General features: G+C 68.9%; 20 protein-coding genes. 7 read left to right on the top strand and 13 right to left on the bottom strand.

The annotated features are described in order from the left end of the window. Window positions 1-4 precede the first annotated feature (4 nt). The 3 genes from ABZ796_RS09300 to ABZ796_RS09290 are packed head-to-tail and all read right to left on the bottom strand — an operon-like array spanning window position 5 to window position 2,550. Window positions 5-655 carry an enoyl-CoA hydratase-related protein gene (locus tag ABZ796_RS09300; protein WP_357336376.1) on the bottom strand — a complete coding sequence of 217 codons (651 nt, stop codon included), beginning with the start codon at window positions 653-655 and terminating at the stop codon, window positions 5-7. 18 nt (window positions 656-673) lie between these two features. Next, window positions 674-1,909, bottom strand: a complete 1,236-nt coding sequence (locus tag ABZ796_RS09295; RefSeq protein ID WP_357336374.1) for an NADH:flavin oxidoreductase/NADH oxidase family protein — start codon at window positions 1,907-1,909, stop codon at window positions 674-676. Further along, complete coding sequence (locus tag ABZ796_RS09290) at window positions 1,906-2,550, bottom strand: TetR/AcrR family transcriptional regulator (RefSeq protein WP_357336372.1); 645 nt, start codon at window positions 2,548-2,550, stop codon at window positions 1,906-1,908. The genes ABZ796_RS09295 and ABZ796_RS09290 overlap by 4 nt, the downstream gene beginning before the upstream one ends. Window positions 2,551-2,722: 172 nt before the next feature. Between ABZ796_RS09290 and ABZ796_RS09285 the strand changes: the two genes are divergently transcribed. Then, window positions 2,723-2,926 (top strand): hypothetical protein, encoded by a 204-nt coding sequence (locus ABZ796_RS09285; RefSeq protein ID WP_357336370.1) that lies wholly within the window; start codon window positions 2,723-2,725, stop codon window positions 2,924-2,926. 15 nt (window positions 2,927-2,941) lie between these two features. Here the strand turns inward: ABZ796_RS09285 and ABZ796_RS09280 are convergent, their stop codons facing one another. The 6 genes from ABZ796_RS09280 to ABZ796_RS09255 all read right to left on the bottom strand — a co-directional run bounded on the left by ABZ796_RS09280 (window position 2,942) and on the right by ABZ796_RS09255 (window position 9,098). Continuing rightward, window positions 2,942-3,160 (bottom strand): hypothetical protein, encoded by a 219-nt coding sequence (locus ABZ796_RS09280; protein ID WP_357336369.1) that lies wholly within the window; start codon window positions 3,158-3,160, stop codon window positions 2,942-2,944. A 2-nt stretch (window positions 3,161-3,162) separates the two neighbouring features. Next, complete coding sequence (locus ABZ796_RS09275) at window positions 3,163-3,768, bottom strand: DUF2306 domain-containing protein (RefSeq protein ID WP_357336368.1); 606 nt, start codon at window positions 3,766-3,768, stop codon at window positions 3,163-3,165. Further along, a complete protein-coding gene (locus ABZ796_RS09270; RefSeq protein ID WP_357336367.1) occupies window positions 3,765-4,451 on the bottom strand; it encodes a hypothetical protein in 687 nt (228 codons plus the stop codon). The genes ABZ796_RS09275 and ABZ796_RS09270 overlap by 4 nt, the downstream gene beginning before the upstream one ends. A gap of 118 nt (window positions 4,452-4,569) precedes the next feature. Then, window positions 4,570-7,212: a LuxR C-terminal-related transcriptional regulator gene (locus ABZ796_RS09265; protein ID WP_357336366.1), complete on the bottom strand. Its 2,643-nt coding sequence runs from the start codon at window positions 7,210-7,212 to the stop codon at window positions 4,570-4,572. Between the two features lie 81 nt (window positions 7,213-7,293). Further along, on the bottom strand, window positions 7,294-7,974 hold the full coding sequence (locus tag ABZ796_RS09260) for a class E sortase (protein ID WP_357336365.1): 681 nt from the start codon (window positions 7,972-7,974) through the stop codon (window positions 7,294-7,296). Window positions 7,975-8,024: 50 nt separating this feature from the next. Then, window positions 8,025-9,098 (bottom strand): class I SAM-dependent methyltransferase, encoded by a 1,074-nt coding sequence (locus ABZ796_RS09255; protein ID WP_357336363.1) that lies wholly within the window; start codon window positions 9,096-9,098, stop codon window positions 8,025-8,027. A gap of 1,042 nt (window positions 9,099-10,140) precedes the next feature. Here ABZ796_RS09255 and ABZ796_RS09250 point away from each other — a divergent pair. The 6 genes from ABZ796_RS09250 (at window position 10,141) to zwf (ending at window position 15,531) form a co-directional block, all read left to right on the top strand. Next, complete coding sequence (locus ABZ796_RS09250) at window positions 10,141-10,962, top strand: hypothetical protein (RefSeq protein WP_357336361.1); 822 nt, start codon at window positions 10,141-10,143, stop codon at window positions 10,960-10,962. Between the two features lie 437 nt (window positions 10,963-11,399). Next, entirely contained in the window at window positions 11,400-11,696 is a 297-nt protein-coding gene (locus ABZ796_RS09245) for an SAV_915 family protein (protein WP_357336359.1), read from the top strand. Then, window positions 11,693-12,010 carry a hypothetical protein gene (locus tag ABZ796_RS09240; protein WP_357336357.1) on the top strand — a complete coding sequence of 106 codons (318 nt, stop codon included), beginning with the start codon at window positions 11,693-11,695 and terminating at the stop codon, window positions 12,008-12,010. Before ABZ796_RS09245 ends, ABZ796_RS09240 begins: the two co-directional genes overlap by 4 nt. A 2-nt stretch (window positions 12,011-12,012) precedes the next feature. Beyond that, window positions 12,013-13,173, top strand: a complete 1,161-nt coding sequence (locus ABZ796_RS09235; protein WP_357336355.1) for a hypothetical protein — start codon at window positions 12,013-12,015, stop codon at window positions 13,171-13,173. Beyond that, the gene (locus tag ABZ796_RS09230; RefSeq protein WP_357336353.1) at window positions 13,151-13,882 is read left to right on the top strand and encodes a hypothetical protein; all 732 of its coding nucleotides are present in this window, start codon (window positions 13,151-13,153) and stop codon (window positions 13,880-13,882) included. Before ABZ796_RS09235 ends, ABZ796_RS09230 begins: the two co-directional genes overlap by 23 nt. A 179-nt stretch (window positions 13,883-14,061) precedes the next feature. After that, a complete protein-coding gene (gene zwf, locus ABZ796_RS09225) occupies window positions 14,062-15,531 on the top strand; it encodes a glucose-6-phosphate dehydrogenase (RefSeq protein WP_357336351.1) in 1,470 nt (489 codons plus the stop codon). Here zwf and ABZ796_RS09220 read toward each other — a convergent pair. From ABZ796_RS09220 to ABZ796_RS09205, 4 genes are all read right to left on the bottom strand, one after another. After that, on the bottom strand, window positions 15,493-17,169 hold the full coding sequence (locus ABZ796_RS09220; protein WP_357336350.1) for an L-lactate permease: 1,677 nt from the start codon (window positions 17,167-17,169) through the stop codon (window positions 15,493-15,495). The genes zwf and ABZ796_RS09220 overlap by 39 nt on opposite strands. A gap of 74 nt (window positions 17,170-17,243) precedes the next feature. Continuing rightward, a complete protein-coding gene (gene glcF / locus ABZ796_RS09215; protein WP_357336348.1) occupies window positions 17,244-18,572 on the bottom strand; it encodes a glycolate oxidase subunit GlcF in 1,329 nt (442 codons plus the stop codon). A gap of 4 nt (window positions 18,573-18,576) precedes the next feature. Further along, window positions 18,577-19,791: an FAD-binding oxidoreductase gene (locus ABZ796_RS09210; RefSeq protein ID WP_357336346.1), complete on the bottom strand. Its 1,215-nt coding sequence runs from the start codon at window positions 19,789-19,791 to the stop codon at window positions 18,577-18,579. Next, window positions 19,791-21,251 (bottom strand): FAD-linked oxidase C-terminal domain-containing protein, encoded by a 1,461-nt coding sequence (locus ABZ796_RS09205; protein WP_357336344.1) that lies wholly within the window; start codon window positions 21,249-21,251, stop codon window positions 19,791-19,793. Before ABZ796_RS09205 ends, ABZ796_RS09210 begins: the two co-directional genes overlap by 1 nt. Between the last annotated feature and the right edge of the window lie 134 nt (window positions 21,252-21,385).

The raw sequence follows: 21,385 nt of genomic DNA, 5'->3' as shown, positions 1-21,385 counted from the left end.
CTGTCTACGCCCCGAGCGCGGCGACCGCGGTGGCGTACATCGTCGACTTGATCTTGCCGAGCGTCTCGGCGGGCTTGCCCGCGAGCGGGGCGACGCGCGCGATCGCCTGCTCGAGGAGCTCGGCCTCGGGCGCGGTGCCGTCGACGATGCCGGCGGCGAGGGCGTCGGGGCCCGGGAACCGGCGGCCCGTGGTCATCGAGTCGGTCGCCGCCCGCGGGGTGAGCTTGGCCTGGATCAGGGCGGCCATGCCGGGGGTGAACGGGATCTGGATGTCGACCTCGGGGAAGCAGAAGAAGCCGCGGTCCTCGCGCATGATCCGCCAGTCGAAGGCGATCGCCAGCATCGCGCCGGCGCCGAAGGCGTGCCCGTTGATCGCGGTCGCCGTCGGCACCGGAAGGACCAGGAGGCGGGCGAGGAGCGCCTGCACCTTGGCGACGTACGGCTCGAACTGGTCGGCGTTCTGCCCGAGCCAGTCGAGGTCGAGGCCGTTGGAGTAGAACTTGCCGGTCGCGGTCAGGACCAGCGGCGCTGGCGTGGCCACGACCTGGTCGAGGGCCTCGTTCACCGACGTCATCCACTCGGGGCTGAACCGGTTCTCGGTGTCGCCGATGTCGAGGACGTACACGCCCTCCGTCTGGGTCAGGGTCGTCGTCATGGTCGTTCCTTCCGGGGGTCAGCCGCGCGGGGAGCGCAGGCTCTCGAGGCCGTTGTTGAGGAGGTACTGGGTGACGTTGAGGGCGGCGTGCCGGTCGGGGGCCGGCTCCTTGCCCTTGGCCATCCGCCACATCTGGACGCTGTAGCAGGTCAGCTCGGTGAGGCTGTCGAGCATCCGGATCCCGCTGCGTCGCGGGTTGACGACGCTCTCGTCGGCGCGGCCGGCGAGCAGCTGGGCCGGGAAGTCGGGCTGCACCGTGAGCGGCCTGCCGAGGCCGACGAGGTCGACCGCGCCGGACTCGACGGCGTCGACCATGCCTGCGGCCGTACGGAACCCGCCGGTGAGCATCAGCGGGAGCGTCGGGAGCTCGGCGCGGACGCGTTCGGCGTAAGAGAGGAAGTACGCCTCCCGCCGCCGGGTGCTCGCCTTCAGCGACGGGTCCACGCCGAGCATGGCCGCCGAGGTGTAGGTGCCGCCGGAGATCTCGAGCAGGTCCAGGCCCTCCTCGGCGAGCGCGTGGACGACCTCGAGCGACTCCTCCTCGCCGAAGCCGCCCTTCTGGAAGTCGGCGGAGTTGAGCTTGATCGCTACCGGTGTCTGTTGGCCGACTTCCGCACGGATCGCGCGGAGCACCTCGAGCACGAAGCGGCGCCGCTTCTCGGGGGTTCCGCCCCAGTCGTCGGTGCGCTGGTTGGACAGCGGCGAGAGGAACTGGCTGATCAGGTAGCCGTGCGCGCCATGGATCTGTACGCCGTCGAAGCCCGCCCCGGTCACGACCTTCGCCGTGGTGGCGAAGCGGCGGATCAGGTCCTCGATCTCGGCTTCGGTGAGCGCGCGGGGCTCGGCGAAGAGTCCGCCCGTGCCTGGCACAGCAACGGCCGAGGGAGCGACCGGGTGGGCGGTGAGCGTACGCGGCGTCTGCCGGCCCGGGTGGTTGATCTGGACCCACACCTTCGAGCCGCCTGCTTTGGCGATCTGCGCCCACTCGGCGAGGTCGTCGGCGTGGCGATCGTCCTCGACCACGACGTTGCCCGGCTCGCCGATCGCGGTGCGGTCGACCATCACGTTGCCGGTGATCGAGAGCCCGACACCGCTGTTCGCCCAGCGCCGGTAGAGGTTCTTGATCCGGCTTCCCGGGGTGAAGTCGCGACGCCCCAGGCCCTCGCTGAGGGCGGCCTTGGCGAGCCGGTTCGGGATCACGAACCCGTTCGGCAGCTCCAGCGGCTGGGCAAGGATCGACTGGTCTCGGGTCACGGATTTCTCCTCGTTGTGGTCGGTGATGTCTTGGCCGGACGTGGCTCGAGCGGGACGGCGAGGATGGCGCGGACCGCGGCCTCCAGACGGGCGGCGGTCGCCTCGTCGGCCTCGCGGTTCTCGAGGATGCAGCGGCGCAGGATCCCGCCGGGCAGGTCGACGACGCAGACCGCGATGGCCTCCACCGCGACCCGGTCCCCGCGGTCCCACACGCCGCGCGCCAGCGTGATCAGCACCTCGACGAACTTCTCCTGCACGGCGGCCAGCTCGGTCTCGATCTCGGGCGGCAGGTCGGCGGAGAAGAGCTGATCGCGGCGCTGGGCGAAGAACAGCCGAGCGCTGGCCGGGAAGCGGCGTACGAACTCGACGGGAGTCAGCGCCACCGCGACGACCGCGTCCTCCCCGGTCGCCCCCTCCCCCATCGACTCCGCCATCAGGTCTCTGAGCCGGCACCAGGACCGCAGCCACAGCCGCGCCAGCAGCACGTCCTTGGAGCCGAACGCGTGGTAGATCGTCCCGTTCGACGCCCCCGTCGCAGCCGCCAGCGACCGCAGCGTGAGCCCCGAGGGGTCGCCGCTGGTCACGATCTGCTCGGCGACGTCGAGCAGATCGTCGAGCGTGTGGAGCCGCTGCCGGGACATGCGGACAATCTAAATAGAGCGGATGCTCTAGATCAACGATTCTGAGCTGTGTCCGGTGTCACAACGGCAAAGAGCTGCCCGGTTCGGGAGCGGCGCGGCGGCGCTTCGCCGTTCCCTCCGGCTGATGTACTCGAGGTCCTATCGACGAAGACGATCAGCGAGGAGAGCAGGCGTGAGCAAGGACGAATCTTGGGATGGAACAGTCGTCAAGAAGTCACGAGCCCTGCTGGACGGCTCGAACCTCTACCGCCGAGTGAAGATCCGGACCGAGTCCGGCGAAACCCAGAAGGTCCGCGTCGACAAGGCTCTGTGGAAGGAGCTCGAGGTCGGAGACCGCATCGTCAAGGAAGCCGGCCAGGACCCGCACCGCGCCTGAGCTAGATCAACGATTTCAGATGTGCCGATCGTCGCGCCGCACCGAGATGAGGTCGACGCCGAGGTCGCGGATCCGGCCGAGCAGGCCGTGCAGCTCGGACTGGTCCTGGACCCGGCACCGAAGCGTGGTCGTGCCGTCGGGCTCGTGGACGGGCACAGAACAACCGAGCGAGGTGGCCCAGTGTTCGTCCAGATGGGTGGCGAGCCTGACCTCGTAGTCGAGCGGCGCAGACATGGTCACCGCCTCGATCTGCGGATGATCCACTCGGCGACAGTGACGTTGAGGACCCAGCCTGCGGTGATCGACAGCGCGGTGCTGAGCTCGCCGGTGCCGAAGACGGCCTCGCCGACTCCCTGGGTGAAGACCTGGCTGCCGGCGCCGAGAGCGAGAGCGTACGCCCGGATCATCCAGGCTCGATGCGTGGGGATGTCGCGTCGCCGGATGGCGGCGAAGCCGAGGACCAGCGCGGCCCCCATGGCGGTGCTGACCACGATCCGCACCGACCACAGCAGGCCACCGCCGGGCGCGCCGGCGTAGAAGAGGGTCATCCACAGGCCGGAGCCGGCGACCGCGAGACCCGCGACGACGAGGACCCGGCCGGTGCGGCGGTGCCAGGCTGGATGAGCCCGGCGTATCCGGGCAGGGAACTGGAAGGCCCCGGTCACGGCGTAGGTCGCGGCGGCGAGCACGTGGACGATGACCGGTGCCGGCGAGGCGTCGACACGAGGGTTCTGCGGGAGGACGACCGGCCCGCCGGCCAGCTCGAGGAGGCGGAGCGTGCCGGCGACAAGCGGGAAGGCGACCAGCGCGAGCAGGGCCGCCGGGACCGGCCAGGTCCTCATCGCGCACCCGCGGTCTGCGCGCCTTCGGCCGGCCGCGTGGTCACCAGGCGCGCGGAAGCCCATAGGGACAGTCCGAGGCCGATCATCGCGATTCCGTTGGGGAAGGCGAGCAGTCGGTAGAACGCGTCGGGCATCACTGTCAGCAGGGCCGAGACCAGACCACCGACGGCGAGCAGGAGCGTAGCCCAGCGGGCAAGCACGCCGGCGCGGAACAGCGCGATCCCGAACAGCAGCCCGCCGCCGAGGTAGGCGAAGCCCTGGAGCTGGAGGACGACTCCGAGCGCGCCGAGGTCCCCGCTCGGACTGCCGCCGGTGGCCGCGGCGATGAAGTCCTCGACGAAGCCGGGGTCGCTGGCGGTGACATGCGGCAGGACGTACGCCGAGGCCAGGGTCGTGGCGAGGACGAGCAGGTAGCCGGCGCTGATCAGCGTGTAGCCGATCAGGCCGAGGAGGCCGTTGCGGCGGATCTGGCTGAGGTACATGCCGGTGAACCCGGCCAGTGCCAGTGCGCACATCAGCACCTTCAGCGAGCTCCGAACGACGACCTCGGTAGTGGCGATCGAGGTGACGTCGAGGTGCGGGTGGTTGAGCTGTACGCCGATGAAGATCAAGCCCGCGGCGGTCGCGGCGACGCCGGCGGCTCGGGTGAGGCTCTGGGGTGTCGGGGTGGCGCGGTGGGTCATGACGAGCTCCTGTCGCGGGGCCGGGCGAGTTCCCGGCGTTGTTCTACGGACGTTAGGAACCGAGCTGGTGACCGGGCATCACATGATGATGTGACCGGGTTGGTGATTCGCCGGGCGCTCACACGAGGCCGAGGTCGCGGGCGCGTCGTACGGCCCGCGCGCGGGTGGTGACGTCGAGCTTGGTGAAGATGTGCCGGGTGTGGGTGCGCAGAGTGTTGACGGAGACGAACAGTCGACGAGCGATCTCGGGGCCGGTCAGCTCCGTCGCGAGCAGGCTCAGCACCTGCAGCTCTCGGTCGCTGAGGGGCTCGGGGAGTACCTCGGCGGCTGCTTTCGGCCCCTGGGCCTCATTGGTCCGCAGAGCGGCGATCGCGGCCGTGGCCGGCGAGCGGTGCTGCGCGACGGCGAGGAGCGCTGACATCTCCTCCCCCTCGTCGAGGAAGATCCGGACGTACCCGGCGGGCACCCCGGATTCCAGTGCCCTGGTGAGCGGCGGCATCGCCGCGTCCAGGGCACCCTCGGCGTGGTGGGCGAGCGCCTGGAGCATGTCGATCTCGATGAGGCTGCCACCCCTGCCTTGTCGCTCGGCGTCGGGACGGAGACGGCCGAGTAGGTCGAGCGCGGTCGCTGCCCGGCGGGTCGCGATCAGGAGCCGGGCGAAGGTCACCTGGTTGCACTCGTCGAGATAGCCGCCGTCACCGGTGGGGCGGGCCTCTCGAGCCCATCCCTCCGCGAGGTCCAGCCGGCCGCGGACGATGTCGATGCGGGCACGCAGAGCCGGCAACGGGCGGGTCTCCGGGAAGAACCCGGGCAGATAGAGCAGGCGGGCGTGGTCCAGATTGGTGGCGGCTGCCTCGAGGTCCCCCTCGGCGCGGCGGAGCGCGGCCATCGCAACGTACCAACGGTGCCGGTTCTCCGGCATCGAGGCGACTTCGCCGAGCTCTCGCGCGGCACGCAGATGGGCGGTCGCCCCCGTGAGATCGCCACACTCGCAGAGCGCGCCGGCGAGGCCGACGTGCAGATCACCGGTCACGGGGAGCGCGACCTCGGGATGCTCGCGTGCGGTCGCCAGCGCTCGCTCGTAGAGCCGCTCGGCCTCGACGGGACTCCCCTGCGCGAGCGCGAGCTCGGCGAGGACCACCGTCCCGCCGAGCTCGTCGGCGAGGTTGCCGGCGGAGTGGAGGCTGCGCACGGCCTCGGTGAAGGTGTCCCGGGCGGTGTCGATGTCACCCTCGGCCCACGCGGAGAGCGCGAGGAAGCCGGATCCCGCGCCGCGGACGAGATGGTCGTCGGGACCAGCGAGCTCCAGCATGGTCCGCGCCTGGACAGCGACCTCCGGAGGGTCGCCGCGAGCTTGGGCGATCGCGGCACGGTACATCGCGATCGTCATCGGCAGCTGTCTCAGGTCGTCACGTTCGCTCGTCCGGTCGTCAGGCATCTCCGCGAGCACGCGTGCCGCCTCGTCCAGGCGCGCGCCTGCCTCGGCCACGTTGCCCGCGCCGAGCCGGCCCCACGCGGCGGTCACATTGAGCACCGGGCGCTCCCTGACGAGGCCGTCCGGCAGCCCTCGCAGCCACTGGAGAACGAGGCGGTCCTGGCGTCGGCGGGACGCCTCCGGCAGCGCCTGTTCGACCAGGTCCGCGGCGTACTCGAAGTCCTGGGCAGCGACCGCGTGCTGGACCGCGTCCTGCGGGCGCCGATTCATTTCGTGCCAGCGAGCCGCTGCGGCATGAACTGCCCGGGATCGGTGCGGGTCCTCAGCCGCGAGCCGCGCTCGGAGCGCGTCAGCGAAGAGCTGGTGATATCGATACCAACGCCGGTCCTCGTCGAGCGGGACCACGAACAGATTGGCGCTTTCGAGCTCTTCGAGCATCCGGTGCCCGTCCTGCCGGCCGGTCACTGCGTCGCACAACGGCCCAGTCAGCCGGTCCAGGATCGAGGTGTCGAGCAGGAAGCGACGCACCTGCTCGTTCTGCTGGTCCAAGACCTCCTCGACGAGATAGTCGAGCACGAAGCGGTGGGTGCCGGCGAAAAGTTCGACGAATCGGGCCACGTCAGCGCCCGCCCGCAACGCGACCGCCGCAAGCTGGATCCCGGTGACCCACCCTTCGGTGCGCTCGCCCAGCGACGCCACGTGATCCGCACCGATGTCGAGACCCATCACGTCGATGAGGAACGCGTTCGCCTCCTCCTGCGTGAACCGCAGATCGGCCGCCCGGAGCTCGAGCAGCTCGCCACGGGCGCGCAGCCTGGCGATCGGGAGTGGTGGGTCGGCCCGGGTGGTCATCGCGATCGCTGCGTTCGCCGGGAGGTTCTCCAGTAGGAACGTGACCGCGGCATGCACCTCGGCCGACTCGATGACGTGATAGTCGTCCAACGCGATCACGAGCTCCCCTCCGAGCCCGTCGATCGCGTTGACGAGGCTCACCATCCCCGACCCGACCGACGCATGTTCATCGGCCTCCAGGTCGACGGCCACCCGCACCGCCGCGACCAGGCTCTCCAGGAAGGTCCGCGCGTCGCCCTCGCCGACGTTCAGCGACACCCAGGCCACCCGTCGAACCGCTCCCGCCGCACTCCCCTGCCACCGGTTGGCCCACTGCGTCAGCAGCGTCGTCTTGCCGAACCCCGCAGGCGCGGAGACGAGCACGAGCCGGGGCAGCCGCTCCCCTTTCGACGGCATCCGCCCGAGCAGCCGCTCCCGGGCGACGAGCTCCCGCCGCGCCACCGGCAGCCGCAGCCTGGTGTCCAACAGCACCACCGCTTCAGCGTACGAAGCCGCCGCCGCAACGTGACCGGCGCAAGCCACGACCTCCCACATGTCGGGGACAGCGCCTGCGTCTCATCGCACGGCGACGAGGACCCCGATCTTGTCGATGCGGTGCTCGGGGTTGTCGAACTCGTCGGACCAGTAGTTGCCGGCCGCGTGGTCCTCGGGCGTTGCGCAGGTCGACAGCGTGATCATCGCGCGGGTGGGCTGCTCCCCTGGCTTACCGGGGACCGGTGCCCGCTGCGCCCGCAGCGACGCCTCCGACCGGAACGATGTCTCCCGGGTGCCGGTGATGCGATAGACGTACGTCGCCTCCTCGGTGCGCACCGTGACCCGGTCGCCTCGCCGCAGCTCGGGCAGCCTGAGGAACGCCTGCGTGGACGAGAGCCGGTGGGCGGTCACCTGGTAGTTGCCGATCCCACCCGGCCCGGTGCCGCCGCGAGGACCGTACGGGCTGGCCGCGACGCCGCCGTTCTGGATCTCCGTCCCCGGAGCGTCGTCGGTCCAGCCGCGGTAGGGCACGACCTCCAGGTCGCGCACGCCGATCTTCGGGATGGACAGCTCGCCGCGCATCGGTCGGCCGTCGGAGGAGAGCGGTGCCGCTTCGGTGGCGGTCGGCGACGGGGATGTCGTGACCGACGGCGACGCCGTCGGTAGCGGCGTGCTCTTCACCGATGGGGTCTCTGTGGCGCACCCGCCGAGCGCGAGTGCACCGAGGACCGTGGCGACGGCCCGGAACGATGTGAACTTCATGGCGCCGCCTCGGGCGAGCTATTGGTGGGAGATCCACCGTACGACGCAGGTCAGAACAGCCGGTAGAACCGCCAGAACCCGAACTCTTCGATCGGCAGGACCTCGAACCCGCTGAAGCCCGCCGCCTCGCCGTACTCCTTCAGCGTCGATGGCCGCATCACCGTCCCGGTCCCGACGCTCGGCGGCGACGAGAGCCCGTCCGGCAGGCACACGAAGAGACTGAACCCGTACATGATCCGCTCCAGGTCGTCGCCGTCCGGAGCGAAACAGTCCGCCACCGCCTCGTCCATCACCACCAGCGATCCCCCGGGCACGAGCGTCCTCCGCACCGCGCTGAGCACCTCGACCGGCCGAGGCATGTCGTGCACGCACTCGAAGGCGAAGGCCACATCGACCGTCCCCTCCTCGATGGTGGCCGCGTCCTGACACACGAACCGCACCCGATCCTCGACCCCCGCCTCGCGCGCGTTCGCCACGGCCATGTCGACCGACGGCTGGTCGATGTCGATGCCGAGCACGGTGGCCGACGGGTAGGCGCGAGCCAGCGAGATGCTCGACCATCCGCCGCCACAGCCCACGTCGAGGATCCGACACCCTTCCGTGGAGAGTGCCTCATGGACGGCCGGCACGCCGGCCAGCGCCGGCCCGAGCCGTTTCTCGTACCACGGCCGATTGGCATCAGCCTGCGACTCCCGAGCGTCGTCCCCAAGCTCGTCCCAGCTGACTCCCCCACCATTCCGGTACGCCTCCAGCAGCCGAGGCAGCGCCGGCCCCACCGCCCCGAACATCCGCGCGATGGGCACCAGATAGGCCAGGCTCGTCGGATCGGTCATCACCTCCGCCGTACCGGCCGGGATCGCAAAGCGCCGCTCGTCAGGTCCACCGTCGGCCTCAACCACCAACAGCCCCACCACCGCCTGCTGCTCCAGCCACTCCCGTGCGTACCGAACCTGTGTCCTCGTACGCCCCGCCAGCTCGACCGCACTAGCCGGCCCCTCATCCGCCAGCGACCGATACCAACCGAGCCGGTCACCGATGAACACCGAGACGATCTCGACCGTGCCGAGGATCGAGCCGAACAGCCGCTCGGCGACGTCGTCGGCTGTCTGCTGCGATGAATCCATCGATCCACCATCGCCCCGACCCCATTCACCTCGGCAGTCTGGTTCGAGTCGTACTTGGTTTGAGGTACGTACGGTTCTTCGAACTCTGATGCGATGCTCATCTCGCCCGGTGCAGCATCCCTTCAAGGTGGGCCGACCTCCCGCCCAGTTCGCCCCACAACGAAGGTCCCCGTCTGCCGCTCGTTGCAACCGCGCCGGACGCCCAAGCGACCATGCTTGCCGGCGATGGGCGAGCTTGTCCGACGTTCGCTGGCCTGGATGCCGTCTGCTAGCCACGCGTGCCAGCGGCCCGTGCACTGGTGTTGCGACAGTTTCGGACCAGCAGGGTCATCGGACGCCGCCCGAACGATTTATGTTCAGTAGTCGAGCAACCGCGTTGTCATGATCGGCGCACTTGCGGGCACAGCGTAGACACCCTGGCTCAGGAGCGTATATGAAGCACCAGAACTCCTTATGGACGCACAGATGACCTGCCACACTTGTGGGTCAGCACGAAGTTCAGCGAATCACAGACCTGAGGTGACCCGTGACCGGGCAGCGATATCGGATGTTGGTATTCGATCGACCTGTATGGAAAGACTGGGCGTTCTGGCACGGTATTGGTTGGGGAGTCGCTATGTCGCTCTCAACGATCGTTGAGCCGATCGAGGGCTCTACGACCCCGTGGCTCGACGTGCCCGGCATGGGTGTCATGACTTTCTTCATGATCGGATGGCCCGTAGCGGGCGCGCGTCGACTCGTTCGCGAAGTCAGGAAGATGGGACGACGCGGCGCCGAAGCGGCGCCTCCACCACCTACTAAGTCCGATGAGCAGCAGTGGGCGGGGCCCACGCCTGAGGCGCCCCCAGGACCGTCCACACTGCGCGGGATCGTCCCCCCTCCGCCGATGCCCCTTCCCCCGTTACCCCCTCCCCCGCTGCCCCCGCCCTCGACGTCCCCTCCACCAGCACCCCCTCCACCGGTACCCCTGGGCGGGTACCGCGGCGGAGACCGGCGTGAGTCGCCGGCACTGACTCGTGCTCGCAACGATCTCCCCTACCCCGTGGCTCGTGCAGCGCGTGCGGTGCAGACGGCCCAGGATCCGCTTGAGCAGTATCAGTACCTGCTTGACCTGGGAGAAGCGCTCACGCTCACGCTAGGCATGCTTTCAGCTAGTTGGCTGCGCCAATTCGCGCCGGTCGATCCGTCTTTAGAGACCCTGCACCGTGCGTACCGACTTCGCGGCGTCTCACAGGGACACTGGCATGAGGTGGTTAAGGCCGCCGAGAAGAAGATGGCGAAGTCGGAGGCCGGCGTGCCAGGTTTTGTGGACGGTGTCCGAAGTCGCAAGGGCGAACCCGGGGTCGTGGAGGCACTCAAAGAGATCTTGGCCGAGCGGAACAGAGCCGCACATGGCGCTAGGCCACATAACCGTGGCGAGGCCGCGGCACGGAACTCCGACCTCGCACCAATCGCAGAGATTGCAGTAACCCGTGCCGACTTTCTTGCCGATTCTCCTTGGGCCCTGGTGGAGGGGGTGTCGCTGCGCCGGAATGACAAACGGTGGAATGTCCGGGTTCGACGAGCGATGGGTGACCACCCAGACTTCGACGCATTAACTCAAGTTGCTGACCAGCCGCTTGCAAACGACACGTTCTACGTGATGGTCGCCCCAGAGCCGTTGGATCTGACGCCGATGCTGGTGATGCGCTATTGCGATCAATGTCGCCAGCCTGAGGTCTGCCATGCGGACCGAATCGACGAGAAGGCAGGGGTTTCGCTCAAGAGCTTCGCGAGAGGGCATCAAGTATTCGATACTGACCTCGTGCAAGAGGTGGATGCGCTTGTACCGACCAAGCCCGCTGACAAGCGGACCGGATCCTAGTTCAGACTGCCATCTGAAGTTCCTTATACGCCAAGATGCGTGTGCCCTTCAAGGCCGCCATCCGATCGACAGCGACAAACGCGGCATCTAGGCCTGCCCTCGGAGATGTATGTGCTGGTCGAACCGGTGAACAATACGCCGTCGAGCCAGCATTCTTGGCTGTCGCGCGGTGCTGGAGCGGGCTGAACGGGCCGATGCGCTGGATCTCTGGTGTCGGCTGGAACGCGCTTGTCTGGACTCGCAGCGACGGCAGTTCACTGGCGTGGCTGGGCCGAGTCGTGATGAACGGGACCTGCCTCGCGGCGCTCGTGCGGCTGTCCTACGACCCGGGTCGTGAAGCACCGGACCAATGAGTAAAGATCAGTTCGCGGCTGTTTAGACTGCAGTCAGCGCGGTAGGAGTAGGAGAGCACCCCACGATCTCGGAAGGACAGCTCCATGCAAGCCGAAGGCCAGGCACGTCAGGTCATCCCGCCGGTCATGTACCTACCCGCATCACCCGGCGGCGGAGTCGATGGCGAGCCCGCCGAAATCGAGATGCGACGCCTGCTCGACGGTCGAGTCGCACTGCTCGCCTACACCGCGCTGGACCGCCTGGCCGACTGCTGCGGATCCGAGCAGCCCTGGGTTCTCTACAAGACCGACCAGCTCGAGGAGCTCAACAAGGTCAGCCCGTACGACGTCATCGTCATCGACCAGCCTCTGCCCGATGAGTTGCGGCGGGATGCCCAGTGAGCAGGCTACGGATCGACCCTGATGACGGCGAACAGATCGCGACTCTCCACAAGAACGCCGCTTCGGGCATCGAGGAGACCGCATCGAGTTTGCCTGGATCGGTCGACGCGGGGATCGCGTCGGCTCTGATCAGTGACATCCTGGCGCAGCTGACCGAGCAAGCCGATCAGCTTTCGATCGCGAACAAGTCCGTCGGAAACATAGTCAGCAGTGTGGTCAAGGACCTGGACCAGACCGACGAAGAGGCCGCTGGTCCGCTCCGGCGTCTCAAGTCCAGCCTCAACGCCGGCGGCGAGCACCCGAGGAACGGATAGCGATGGCGGGCATCGACACCCACGTACCCGGCAAGCCCGCACAGGTCCGCTCCGCCGCTGACTTCTTGGGCAAAACCCTCAAGTCCGCAGTCGCAGATGCCGGCGAGGACAGTCACCAGGCTCGCTCCAAAGCGCGCGACAGCTGGGAAGGCGAGTCCGGCGAGGCCTATAGCGGTCTGAGTAGCGAACTCGTCAAGGCGGCCGACCACCAGGAAGGGCACCTGCGCGAAGCTGGCCAGAAGTTCGACGCCTATGCCTACAAGCTCGAGGCCGTGCAGAACCGCATGGCAGACCGGCGTACGCGAGCTACCGGCGGAGGCCTGACTCTGTCAGGCGAGACCATTACAGAACCTGCACCCGCAGAATCGCCCGGCGACCTTCCCGCCGGTTCAACAGCCGAGGAATCCGCAGCCTGGGACCAGAAGAACGCCAAGTTCGAGGCACAGAACAAGAAGATCGAGCTCTACAACGAGATCGCCAAAGAGGTCGAGGAAGACAACAAAGACCTTCAGGACTGGGTCGACTCGAACCTCAAGAAGTTCTGGAGCACGGTCGACGGCCCGTCACCCCTGGATGTTGTGATCGCCGCCATCAAGAAGCTGCCGCCTGCGCTGACCGGGATGTACTTCGACACCAACGAGCGCCGGCTGACCCAGTACGCGAACCAAACGCGTGGCGAGGCGGCCCGTCTCCGGCGGGAATCGGCGGAAGCAGTCAGGAACCGTCGATCAGGGCACCCCGGTCGACGAGCCGCAGGCGAAGCCACCGACGTACGGGGCAACCGAGCCGCTGCCCGAGGCCTGGATGCGCTGGGCGAAGGTGCCGAGCGCGTTGCCCGCCGACTTCCGGTGATCGGCACCGTCGCCTCCATCGGATTCGCTGGCGGCGAGATCGCCAACGGCGAGTCGCCGTCGAAGGTGATTGTCGGCGAGGCCGCTGGCATCGCTGGCGGCGCAGCTGGCGCCGCCCTTGTGGTCGGAACCGCCGCCGCCCTTAGTGTCGGCGCGCCTGTCATCGCCGTCGCCGCAGGGGCAGCGATCGTCGGTGTCGGCGTGGGGCTTGCCGCCGAATACGCTTACGAGAACTGGGTCTCAGATGAGACGCGGGCGAAAATTGACGACGGGCTGGAGGCTGTCGGTGATGCGATCACGTTCTGGGACTGACCCGGGCGACCCCTCCCAGGCTCAGGGGAAGTTCTCGCCGCTGCCCGCCATCACATGGCCGCTGATACGGACGCATCTCCTCGCGCTGCTCGTGCTCGGGCTGGCCGGATTCGGGTTCCTTGTCGGCACCTCCGGTTCCTATGCCGGCCGGGTCTCAGCAGTTCTCGCCTGTTTGGCCCTCCTCCAGGGTTACGCGCTGCTGGTCATCGCCACGGTGAGGCGACGGTCCACAGCCTTCGAGGCTGTGACCACAGATGAGGGCATCGTAATCCGCGGCCTACGCACCGTCGCCGTGCTGCTGGTCGCCATGCTGATCTGTGCGGCGGGTTTCCCGATCGCCTTCGCGATCGGTGTCTTCCGCGACGATATGGCACCGGGATCGTCAGGGATGTTCGCGATGTCGCTGATCGTAGAGCTGATTCTGATCCCTGTTGTCGCGATGCTTCTCCTCGGGCGTTTTCGAATGAACAGGCTTGTCCTCACAGGTTCTGCAGTCACGTACGTGGGTTATCGCCACACCCGGACCGCCGAATGGGCCGACTTCGACCGAGTTGAGATTCGCGAGAAGCCGAGGGTAGAGATCGTGCTCAGTGGCAGAGCCGAGGAGTTCTCAGTCCCGTTCGGCCTCCTGGCAGCCGGACCTGTTCCCCTCGCGGAGCACCTCGACGACTTGATACGCAGCCCCAAGAATCGCCCCCTCGATCCGTGATTGGTTCGGCAACGCTGCTGAAGTGCCTCAGTCGTCCTCCATGCCGAACCCGACCTTGAGCCCGACCGGGAAGTGCCTCTCCTGTGGGTGGACGTACCCGCCATGGATCTGCGGTCCACACCGCGCAAGTGCTCGGCGTGCTGACCTGTCGCCGTGGCCCCGAGTGGGAGACTGAGCACGTGTCCTCCAAACCAGCCCCGCACGTACTCGTCCTCTTCGGCGCGACCGGTGACCTGGCCTCGCGGAAACTGTTCCCCGGGCTGTACCGGCTCGCGCTGGCCAAACGGCTGCCCGACCACCTCGCGATCATCGGGAGCGGGCGGCGGTCACCGGGGACCGACGAGGACTTCCGCGGCCACGTGAACCAGGCGCTGAAGGAGTTCGTCGGCGACGTCGACGAGACCGTCGCGGGGCCGCTGCTGGAGCGGATCCGGTTCGTCGCCTCGTCCGCCGAGGACGGCACAGAGTTGGCTGAGGCGGTGCACGAGGCCGAGGATCGGCTCGCGCTGGCGAGCGGGCAGACGGTGGGCGACGTACAGCGGCTGCTCTATCTCTCCGTGCCGCCGCAGGCGGTGGAGCCGATGGTCGGGATGCTGGCGCGTGAGGGGCTGAACGTGCGCAGCCGGCTGGTGGCGGAGAAGCCGTTCGGCACCGACCTCGCCTCCGCGCGCGAGCTCGACTCCGTGCTCAGCGAGGCGTTCGACGAGAAGCAGATCTTCCGGATCGACCACTTCATCGGGAAGGAGGCCGTGCAGAACCTGCTGGCGCTGCGCTTCGCCAACGGGCTCTTCGAGCCCGCGTGGAACCGGCACAGCATCGAGTCGGTGCAGATCGACGTACCGGAGAAGCTCACCGTCACCGGGCGCGGCAGCTTCTACGAGGGCACCGGCTGCCTGCGCGACATGGTCACCACCCACCTGTGCCAGCTGCTCGGGTTCGTGGCGATGGAGGACCCGCACGCGTTCCGCGAGGGCGCGATCCGCGCGGCGAAGGCCGCCGCCTTCGCGGCCGTGCGGCCGCTGGACCCCGAGCGCGTGGTCTTCGGGCAGTACGAGGGCTATCGCGAGGAGCCTGATGTCGCCGAGGACTCCGACGTGGAGACGTACGTCGCGATCGAGTCGTGGATCGACAACGACCGGTGGCGCGGGGTGCCGTTCTACCTGCGCACCGGCAAGGCGCTCGCGGCCGGGCGGCGGACGATCACGATCCGGTTCATCGACCCGCGGCACCGCTGGCTGCAGCCGGCCGATCCCGGTGCGACCGAGCCCAACGAGCTGGTCATCGAGCTCAGCGACGACGCGCGGATCGAGATCGAGGTCCGGGCCAAGCGGCCCGGCCCCGGCATGGCGCTGACCGAGGGCGTCTTCCGCCTCGACCTCGCCTGTGACTCACCGGATGCCGGGCCGCTGGAGGCGTACGAGCGGCTGCTCCTCGACGTGATGAACGGCGACCGGACCCTGTTCACCAGCGCGCGCGAGGTGGAGCGGCTGTGGGAGATCTGCCAGCCGGTCCTCGAGCATCGGCCCGCCGTGGAGAGCTACCCGCAGGGATCGTGGGGCCCGGAGTCGGCGCTCGAGCTGCCGATCGGCGGCTGGCGGCTGGGCCGGACGTCACGGGACCATCCAGCCGAGCACGGGAGTCGACTGTAGGGCGACCAGCACGCACATGAAGGCCAGCATGGCGATGCTCCAGCCGAAGACCTTGCGGAAGATCTCGCCCTCCTTGCCGGCCATGCCGACCGCCGCGGCAGCGATGGCGAGGTTCTGCGGGCTGACCATCTTGCCGAGCACGCCGCCCGAGGAGTTCGAGGCGGCCATCAGCACCTGGTCCAGCCCGGCCTCCTTCGCGGTGGTCACCTGCAGGAGCCCGAAGAGGGCGTTGGAGGAGGTGTCCGAACCGGTCACCGCCACCCCGAGCCAGCCGAGGATCGGCGAGAGGATCGCGAACGCACTGCCGGTGCCGGCCAGCCAGGCACCGATCGAGCCGGTCTGACCGGAGAAGTTCATGACGTACGCCAGGCCGAGCACGGCCATCACGGTGACGATCGCCGTCGCCAGCTGCCGGTAGGTCGCGCCGTACGTCTTCACGACCGCACCGGGCCGGATCCGGAGGCAGATCGCGGTGAGGATGCCCGAGAGCAGGAGCATCGTGCCCGCGGCCGGGAACCAGTCGAACTTGAAGCCACCCTGGGCACCGGCGACGTCCTCGAGCCCCGGGAAGATCACCTTCGGGGTGTAGTCGGTCCCCGAGAGGGTGAACGGCCGGTGGGCCAGCGCGTCCTTGATCGCCGGGATGCTGACGATCACGAAGATCACCACGATGATCGCGTACGGCAAGAAGGCCTTGAAGACCTCTCGGCTGCTGTCGCGCACCTCGCCGGCGCCGCTGCCCGCCGGGACGCCGGAGCCAGACCCCGAGCCGGACGGCGTGCCGGCAGCGGCCCCGACCAGCGACTCGGCGTAGACCTTCTCCCGCGGCTGCCAGACCCGCAGCAGGCCGACGACCACCAGGACGGAGAAGAGTGCGGCGATGATGTCGGCCAGCGGCACGGAGATGTAGTTCGAGGCCACGAACTGCGCGAGGCCGAAGCCGATGCCGCAGACCAGCGCCGGGATCCAGGTCTGCCGCAGACCACGCCTGCCGTCGACGACGAAGACCAGGATGAGCGGCACGAGGACCGCCAGGATCGGGGTCTGGCGGCCCACCATCGCCCCCAGCGTCTCGACGCTGAACCCGGTCTGGTCCGAGAGCGCGTTGATGGGCGAGGCCATCGCGCCGTACGCCACCGGGGCGGTGTTGGCGATCAGTGCGACCGCCGCGGCCTTGACCGGCTTGAACCCCATGGCCATCAGCATCACCACGGTGATCGCAACGGGCGTACCGAATCCGGCCAGCGCCTCCAGCAGCGCGCCGAAGCAGAAGGCGATGATCAGCGCCTGGATCCGCTGGTCGTCGCTGATCCTGCTGAACGCCCGGCGCAGCACATCGAAGTGGCCGGTGTGCACGGTGAGGTTGTAGACGAAGACCGCGTTGATGACGATCCACATGATCGGGAAGAAGCCCGAGAACAACGCGCCCTGGGCGGCGGACAGGATGGCGTCGTCGGCCGGCATCGCGAAGAGGGCGACGGCGACGACCAGGGCGACGACCAGCGAGATGATGCCGGCCTGCCAGGCCTTCATCCTGAGCCCGCCGAGCAGGACGAACATGGTGATCAGTGGCAGGGCGCCGCACAGGGCGCTGAGGACAAGCGATCCGCCGACCTGGTCGGCTACTGGCTCAAACATGGCGACTCCGAGGGTCGTGAGTGTGGGAGATGGGTCGAGCCCCGAGACGTAGGGGTTATGGAGTTGTCGGAGATTCAGAGCGTGCGGCTGCGCAGGACCTCAGGTGAGGAGCCGCTGATCGAGGCGTCGAGCACCTCGATGAGATGGGCCATTCCGAGCTGATGTCCCTGCGCGGTGATCGCCGAGGCGACCTGGAGCAGACAGCCCGGGTTGGCGGTGACGAGCACCTCGGCGCCGGTGGCGACGATGTTGCGCGCCTTGCGCTCGCCCAGCTCGCGGGCGGGCTCGGGGTTGAGGATGTTGTAGATGCCGGCCGAGCCGCAGCAGATCTCGCCCTCGGCGATCTCGCGCAGCTCGATGCCGGGGATGCCTTTCAGCAGCGCCCGCGGCTGGGCGCGTACGCCCTGGGCGTGGGCGAGGTGACAGGCGTCGTGGTAGGCGATGGTGAGGTCGAGCGGGTGACGTTCGGCGACCGGGCCGAGCTCGTCGAGGATCTCGGCGATGTCACGGACCCTGCTCTCGAAGTCCGCGGCCTTGGCGGCGTAGGCGGGATCGTCGGCGAGGAGCCGGGCGTAGTCCTTGAGCGTCGAGCCGCAGCCTGCGGCGTTGATGACGATGTGCTCGACGCCGGCGTCCTCGAACGCGTCGATGATCCGGCGGGCGTACGCCTGGGCCTCCTGCTCACGGCCGTTGTGCACCGAGAGCGCGCCGCAGCAGCCCTGGTCGCGCGGGATGACCACGTCGCAGCCCTCGGCGGCGAGCACCCGTGCGGTCGCGGCGTTGACGCCCGGGAAGAACGCGCCCTGTACGCAGCCGGTGAGCATGCCGACCACCGCACGCCGCTCCCCCGTCGCCGGCACCCGAGCGGGCAGCGGCTCGGCGGAGGTGATGGTCGGGGTGAGCCGTTCCATCGCCGCCAGGTGCGGCGCCATCCGATCGAGCAGGCCGGTGCTGCGCAGGCGACGATCCAGGCCCGTGCGCTGCAACAGCCGAAGCGGGCCGCGCATGGCCCGAAGCCGCTTCGGGTGCGGGAAGATCGCGAAGATCAGGCTCCGCAGCGCCTTCTCCTTGGGCGTACGCACGTGGTTGCGCTCGACCTGGGCGCGGGTCTGCTCGATGAGGGTGTCGTAGCGGACGCCCGAGGGGCAGGCCGTCACACACGACATGCAGCCCAGGCAGTTGTCCCAGTGCTGCACCATCGAGTCCGACATCGGATCGCCCTCGAGACCCTCCTTCATCAAATAGAGCCGCCCTCGTGGGGAGTCCATCTCCTCGCCCCACAGCAGGTAGGTGGGGCAGGTCGGCAGGCAGAAGCCGCAGTGCACGCAGTCGTCGAGGAGCTGCTGGTCGGGCGGGTGCTCCTCGTCGAAGGCACCCAGGTTCCGGATGTCGATGTCGGTCATGGGGCTAGATCCCTCCTACGAAGCGGCCCGGGCTGAGCCGGTGGTCGGGGTCGAACTCGTGCTTGACCCGGCGCATCAGCCCCAGGGCCGGGACCGGCCCCCACAGGTCCAGCTGCTGCTCGAGCGCCGGCGGGGCATCGAGGACCACGGCACTGCCGCCGTGGCGTCCGGTGGTCTCGCGCAGCCTCGCGAGGATCGCCCGGATCTCGGTGATTTCGCGCTCGGCCGGGACGGCGACGTACGCGACACCGACGCCGGCCGAACCACGCAGTCCGAGCTCCCCGGCGGCCTCGAGCACGTCGGCGAGGCCAGAGAGCCGGAAGGTCACCTTGATCCCGAGATGGCTATCGGCGGTGTCGTTCCACGGGTAGCGGCCCCAGCCGGCGGGCGGCTCCGCGCTGGTCTCCGCGCCGGGCAGCAGCGCGCTCAGGACCGCCGCACGTCCCACCACGCCCTCCGGGCGTCCCTCGACCAGGACGTCGACCCGCACCCCGCCGGCGGAGGCGTCCACCTCCAGAGCCGAGGGCACCGTCTGGGAGTGCAGGACCGCCTGGGTGAGCCCGGCGGCGTGCGCGGAGTCGCGCGCGGCGACGCTGACCCAGCGGCGGCTCTGCGGGACCGGATGGAGCCGGAAGGTCGCCTCGGTGACCACCGCGAGGGTGCCGTACGAGCCGACCAGGAGCTTGCCGACGTCGTAGCCGGCGACGTTCTTGACGACCTTGCCGCCGGCTTTGGCGACGACCCCGTCAGCGCGGACCATCGTCACGCCGATGAGCAGATCGCGCATGGTGCCGGCGAGCATCCGCAGCGGGCCGCTGGTGTTGGTCGCCAGGGCGCCGCCGACGGTCGTGCCGGGGACCACCTCGTCCAGCGCGAGGCGCTGGTCGGCCGCGGCGACGTGCTCCTTCAGTTGGGCCAGGGGCGTACCCGCCCCGGCGGTGGCGATCAGGTCACCGGAGGCGTGCTCGCTCACCTGGTCGAGCGCGGAGAGGTCGAGCAGGATGTCGGCCGAGGCGGGTGGGCTGCCCCAGTCGAGCTTGGTGCCGGCCCCGGTCGGGACCACGGACTCCCCAGCGGCCGCCGCGGCGCGCATGATCTCGGCGACCTCGGCGGTGCTCGTCGGGTGTTCGACCCGGCCGGGCGTGACTCCGGAGATGGACCGTGTTGGTCTCGACACGCTCGCTTCGCTCGCGGCTCGACCAGCGAGGGAATCGCTCATCAGAAGACCTCCGCGATGCCGGCCTGCTGCAACGGGTGTGCGCCCTGACGCCTGCCCGGACGCTCTCCGCACAGCCGTGGGGTGGGGAAGATCTTGCCCGGGTTGGAGATCCGGTCCGGGTCGAAGGCGCACCGGACCAGCTGCATGGTGTCGAGGTCGTCGGCTGCGTGCATCTTCGGCATGTGGCCCGCCTTGTCGGCGCCGACGCCGTGCTCGCCGGTGATGGAGCCGCCGTGCTGCAGGCAGAGGTCGAGGATCCCGCGGCTGACCTCCTCGGCGGCATCGCCGGCGCCGGGGACGGCGTCGTCGAAGAGCACGAGCGGATGCAGGTTGCCGTCGCCGGCGTGGAAGACGTTGGCGACGCGCACGCCGGAGCGCTCGGAGAGCTCCGTGATCGCCCGCAGCACCTCGGGCAGGGCGGTGCGCGGGATGACGCCGTCCTGCACGATGTAGTCGGGGCTGATCCGGCCGACGGCGGCGAAGGCCGACTTGCGGCCCTTCCAGATCAGGAACCGCTCCTCGGGGGTCTTCGCCGTGCGGATCTCGAAGGCGCCGGTCTCCTCGCAGAACCGGACCACGTCGGCGTACTCCGCATCCACCTCGGCAGCCGGTCCGTCCAGCTCGATGACCAGCACCGCGCCCGCGCCGTCGGGGTAGTTGCAGCTCACTGCGGCCTCGGCGGCCTCGATCGCGAGCGCGTCCATCATCTCGATCGCCGCCGGTACGATGCCGGCGGCGATGATCGCGGACACCGCCGCGCCGGCGCGGTCGGTGGAGTCGAAGCCCACCAGCAGGGTGACCACCTTCTCCGGCAGCCGCACCAGCCGGACCGTCACCTCGGTGACGATGCCGAGCGTGCCCTCCGACCCGACGACGGCACCGAGCAGGTCGTAGCCGGGGCTGTCGGGAGCGTCCCCGCCGAGACGTACGCGGTCACCGGCGGCAGTCACGAACTCGGCACCGAGCACGTGGTTGGTGGTGAAGCCGTACTTGAGGCAGTGGGCGCCGCCGGAGTTCTCCGCGACGTTGCCACCGATCGAGCAGATCTGCTGGCTCGAGGGGTCCGGCGCGTAGTAGTAGCCCTCCGGGGTCGCGGCGCGGGTCACGTCGAGGTTGATGACGCCGGGCTCTACCACCGCGCGCTGGTCCTCGCGCCGGACCTCCTTGATGGCCCGAAGCCGCGAGGTGACCACCAGGACGCCCTCCGCATGCGGCAGGCTGCCGCCCGAGAGCCCTGTGCCGGAGCCGCGGGCGACGTACGGGATCTGCTCCTCGGCGCAGCACCGCACGATCTCGGCCAGCTGCTCGGCGGTCTCCGGGATCACGACGAGCGCCGGCGTCACCCGATAATGCGCCAGCCCGTCACACTCGTACGTCCGCAGCCGGGCGAGGTCGGTGATCACGCCGTCCTCGGGAAGGAGTGCTCGTGCCGTCGCAGTCAGTCTCTGCAGTGGTGTCATGGCAGGTTCATCCGCTTCTCCAAGATTTCGTATCGTGGAAGCTTCCTTCTACCCAATGGAAGGCTAGAGGAAGAAGGGCCGCAGGTGCAATGGATTCATGTGACTCCGGTCACCAATTTCCGCAGGGGAGGTGA

The sequence above is a fragment of the Nocardioides sp. NPDC047086 genome, assembly GCF_040643685.1.
In the GTDB taxonomy this organism is placed as follows: Bacteria; Actinomycetota; Actinomycetes; order Propionibacteriales; family Nocardioidaceae; genus Nocardioides.
Note: the sequence above shows the minus strand (reverse complement) of the source record. Positions and strands in the feature narration are given on the sequence as shown.

Excerpts from the sequence above, each read along its gene's own strand:
- ABZ796_RS09300 (WP_357336376.1), bottom strand. The coding sequence starts at position 655 with ATGACGACGACCCTGACCCAGACGGAGGGCGTGTACGTCCTCGACATC.
- ABZ796_RS09290 (WP_357336372.1), bottom strand. The coding sequence starts at position 2,550 with ATGTCCCGGCAGCGGCTCCACACGCTCGACGATCTGCTCGACGTCGCC.
- ABZ796_RS09280 (WP_357336369.1), bottom strand. The coding sequence starts at position 3,160 with ATGTCTGCGCCGCTCGACTACGAGGTCAGGCTCGCCACCCATCTGGAC.
- ABZ796_RS09275 (WP_357336368.1), bottom strand. The coding sequence starts at position 3,768 with ATGAGGACCTGGCCGGTCCCGGCGGCCCTGCTCGCGCTGGTCGCCTTC.
- ABZ796_RS09270 (WP_357336367.1), bottom strand. The coding sequence starts at position 4,451 with ATGACCCACCGCGCCACCCCGACACCCCAGAGCCTCACCCGAGCCGCC.
- ABZ796_RS09260 (WP_357336365.1), bottom strand. The coding sequence starts at position 7,974 with ATGAAGTTCACATCGTTCCGGGCCGTCGCCACGGTCCTCGGTGCACTC.
- ABZ796_RS09255 (WP_357336363.1), bottom strand. The coding sequence starts at position 9,098 with ATGGATTCATCGCAGCAGACAGCCGACGACGTCGCCGAGCGGCTGTTC.
- ABZ796_RS09245 (WP_357336359.1), top strand. The coding sequence starts at position 11,400 with ATGCAAGCCGAAGGCCAGGCACGTCAGGTCATCCCGCCGGTCATGTAC.
- ABZ796_RS09235 (WP_357336355.1), top strand. The coding sequence starts at position 12,013 with ATGGCGGGCATCGACACCCACGTACCCGGCAAGCCCGCACAGGTCCGC.
- ABZ796_RS09230 (WP_357336353.1), top strand. The coding sequence starts at position 13,151 with ATGCGATCACGTTCTGGGACTGACCCGGGCGACCCCTCCCAGGCTCAG.
- ABZ796_RS09220 (WP_357336350.1), bottom strand. The coding sequence starts at position 17,169 with ATGTTTGAGCCAGTAGCCGACCAGGTCGGCGGATCGCTTGTCCTCAGC.
- glcF (WP_357336348.1), bottom strand. The coding sequence starts at position 18,572 with ATGACCGACATCGACATCCGGAACCTGGGTGCCTTCGACGAGGAGCAC.
- ABZ796_RS09210 (WP_357336346.1), bottom strand. The coding sequence starts at position 19,791 with ATGAGCGATTCCCTCGCTGGTCGAGCCGCGAGCGAAGCGAGCGTGTCG.
- ABZ796_RS09205 (WP_357336344.1), bottom strand. The coding sequence starts at position 21,251 with ATGACACCACTGCAGAGACTGACTGCGACGGCACGAGCACTCCTTCCC.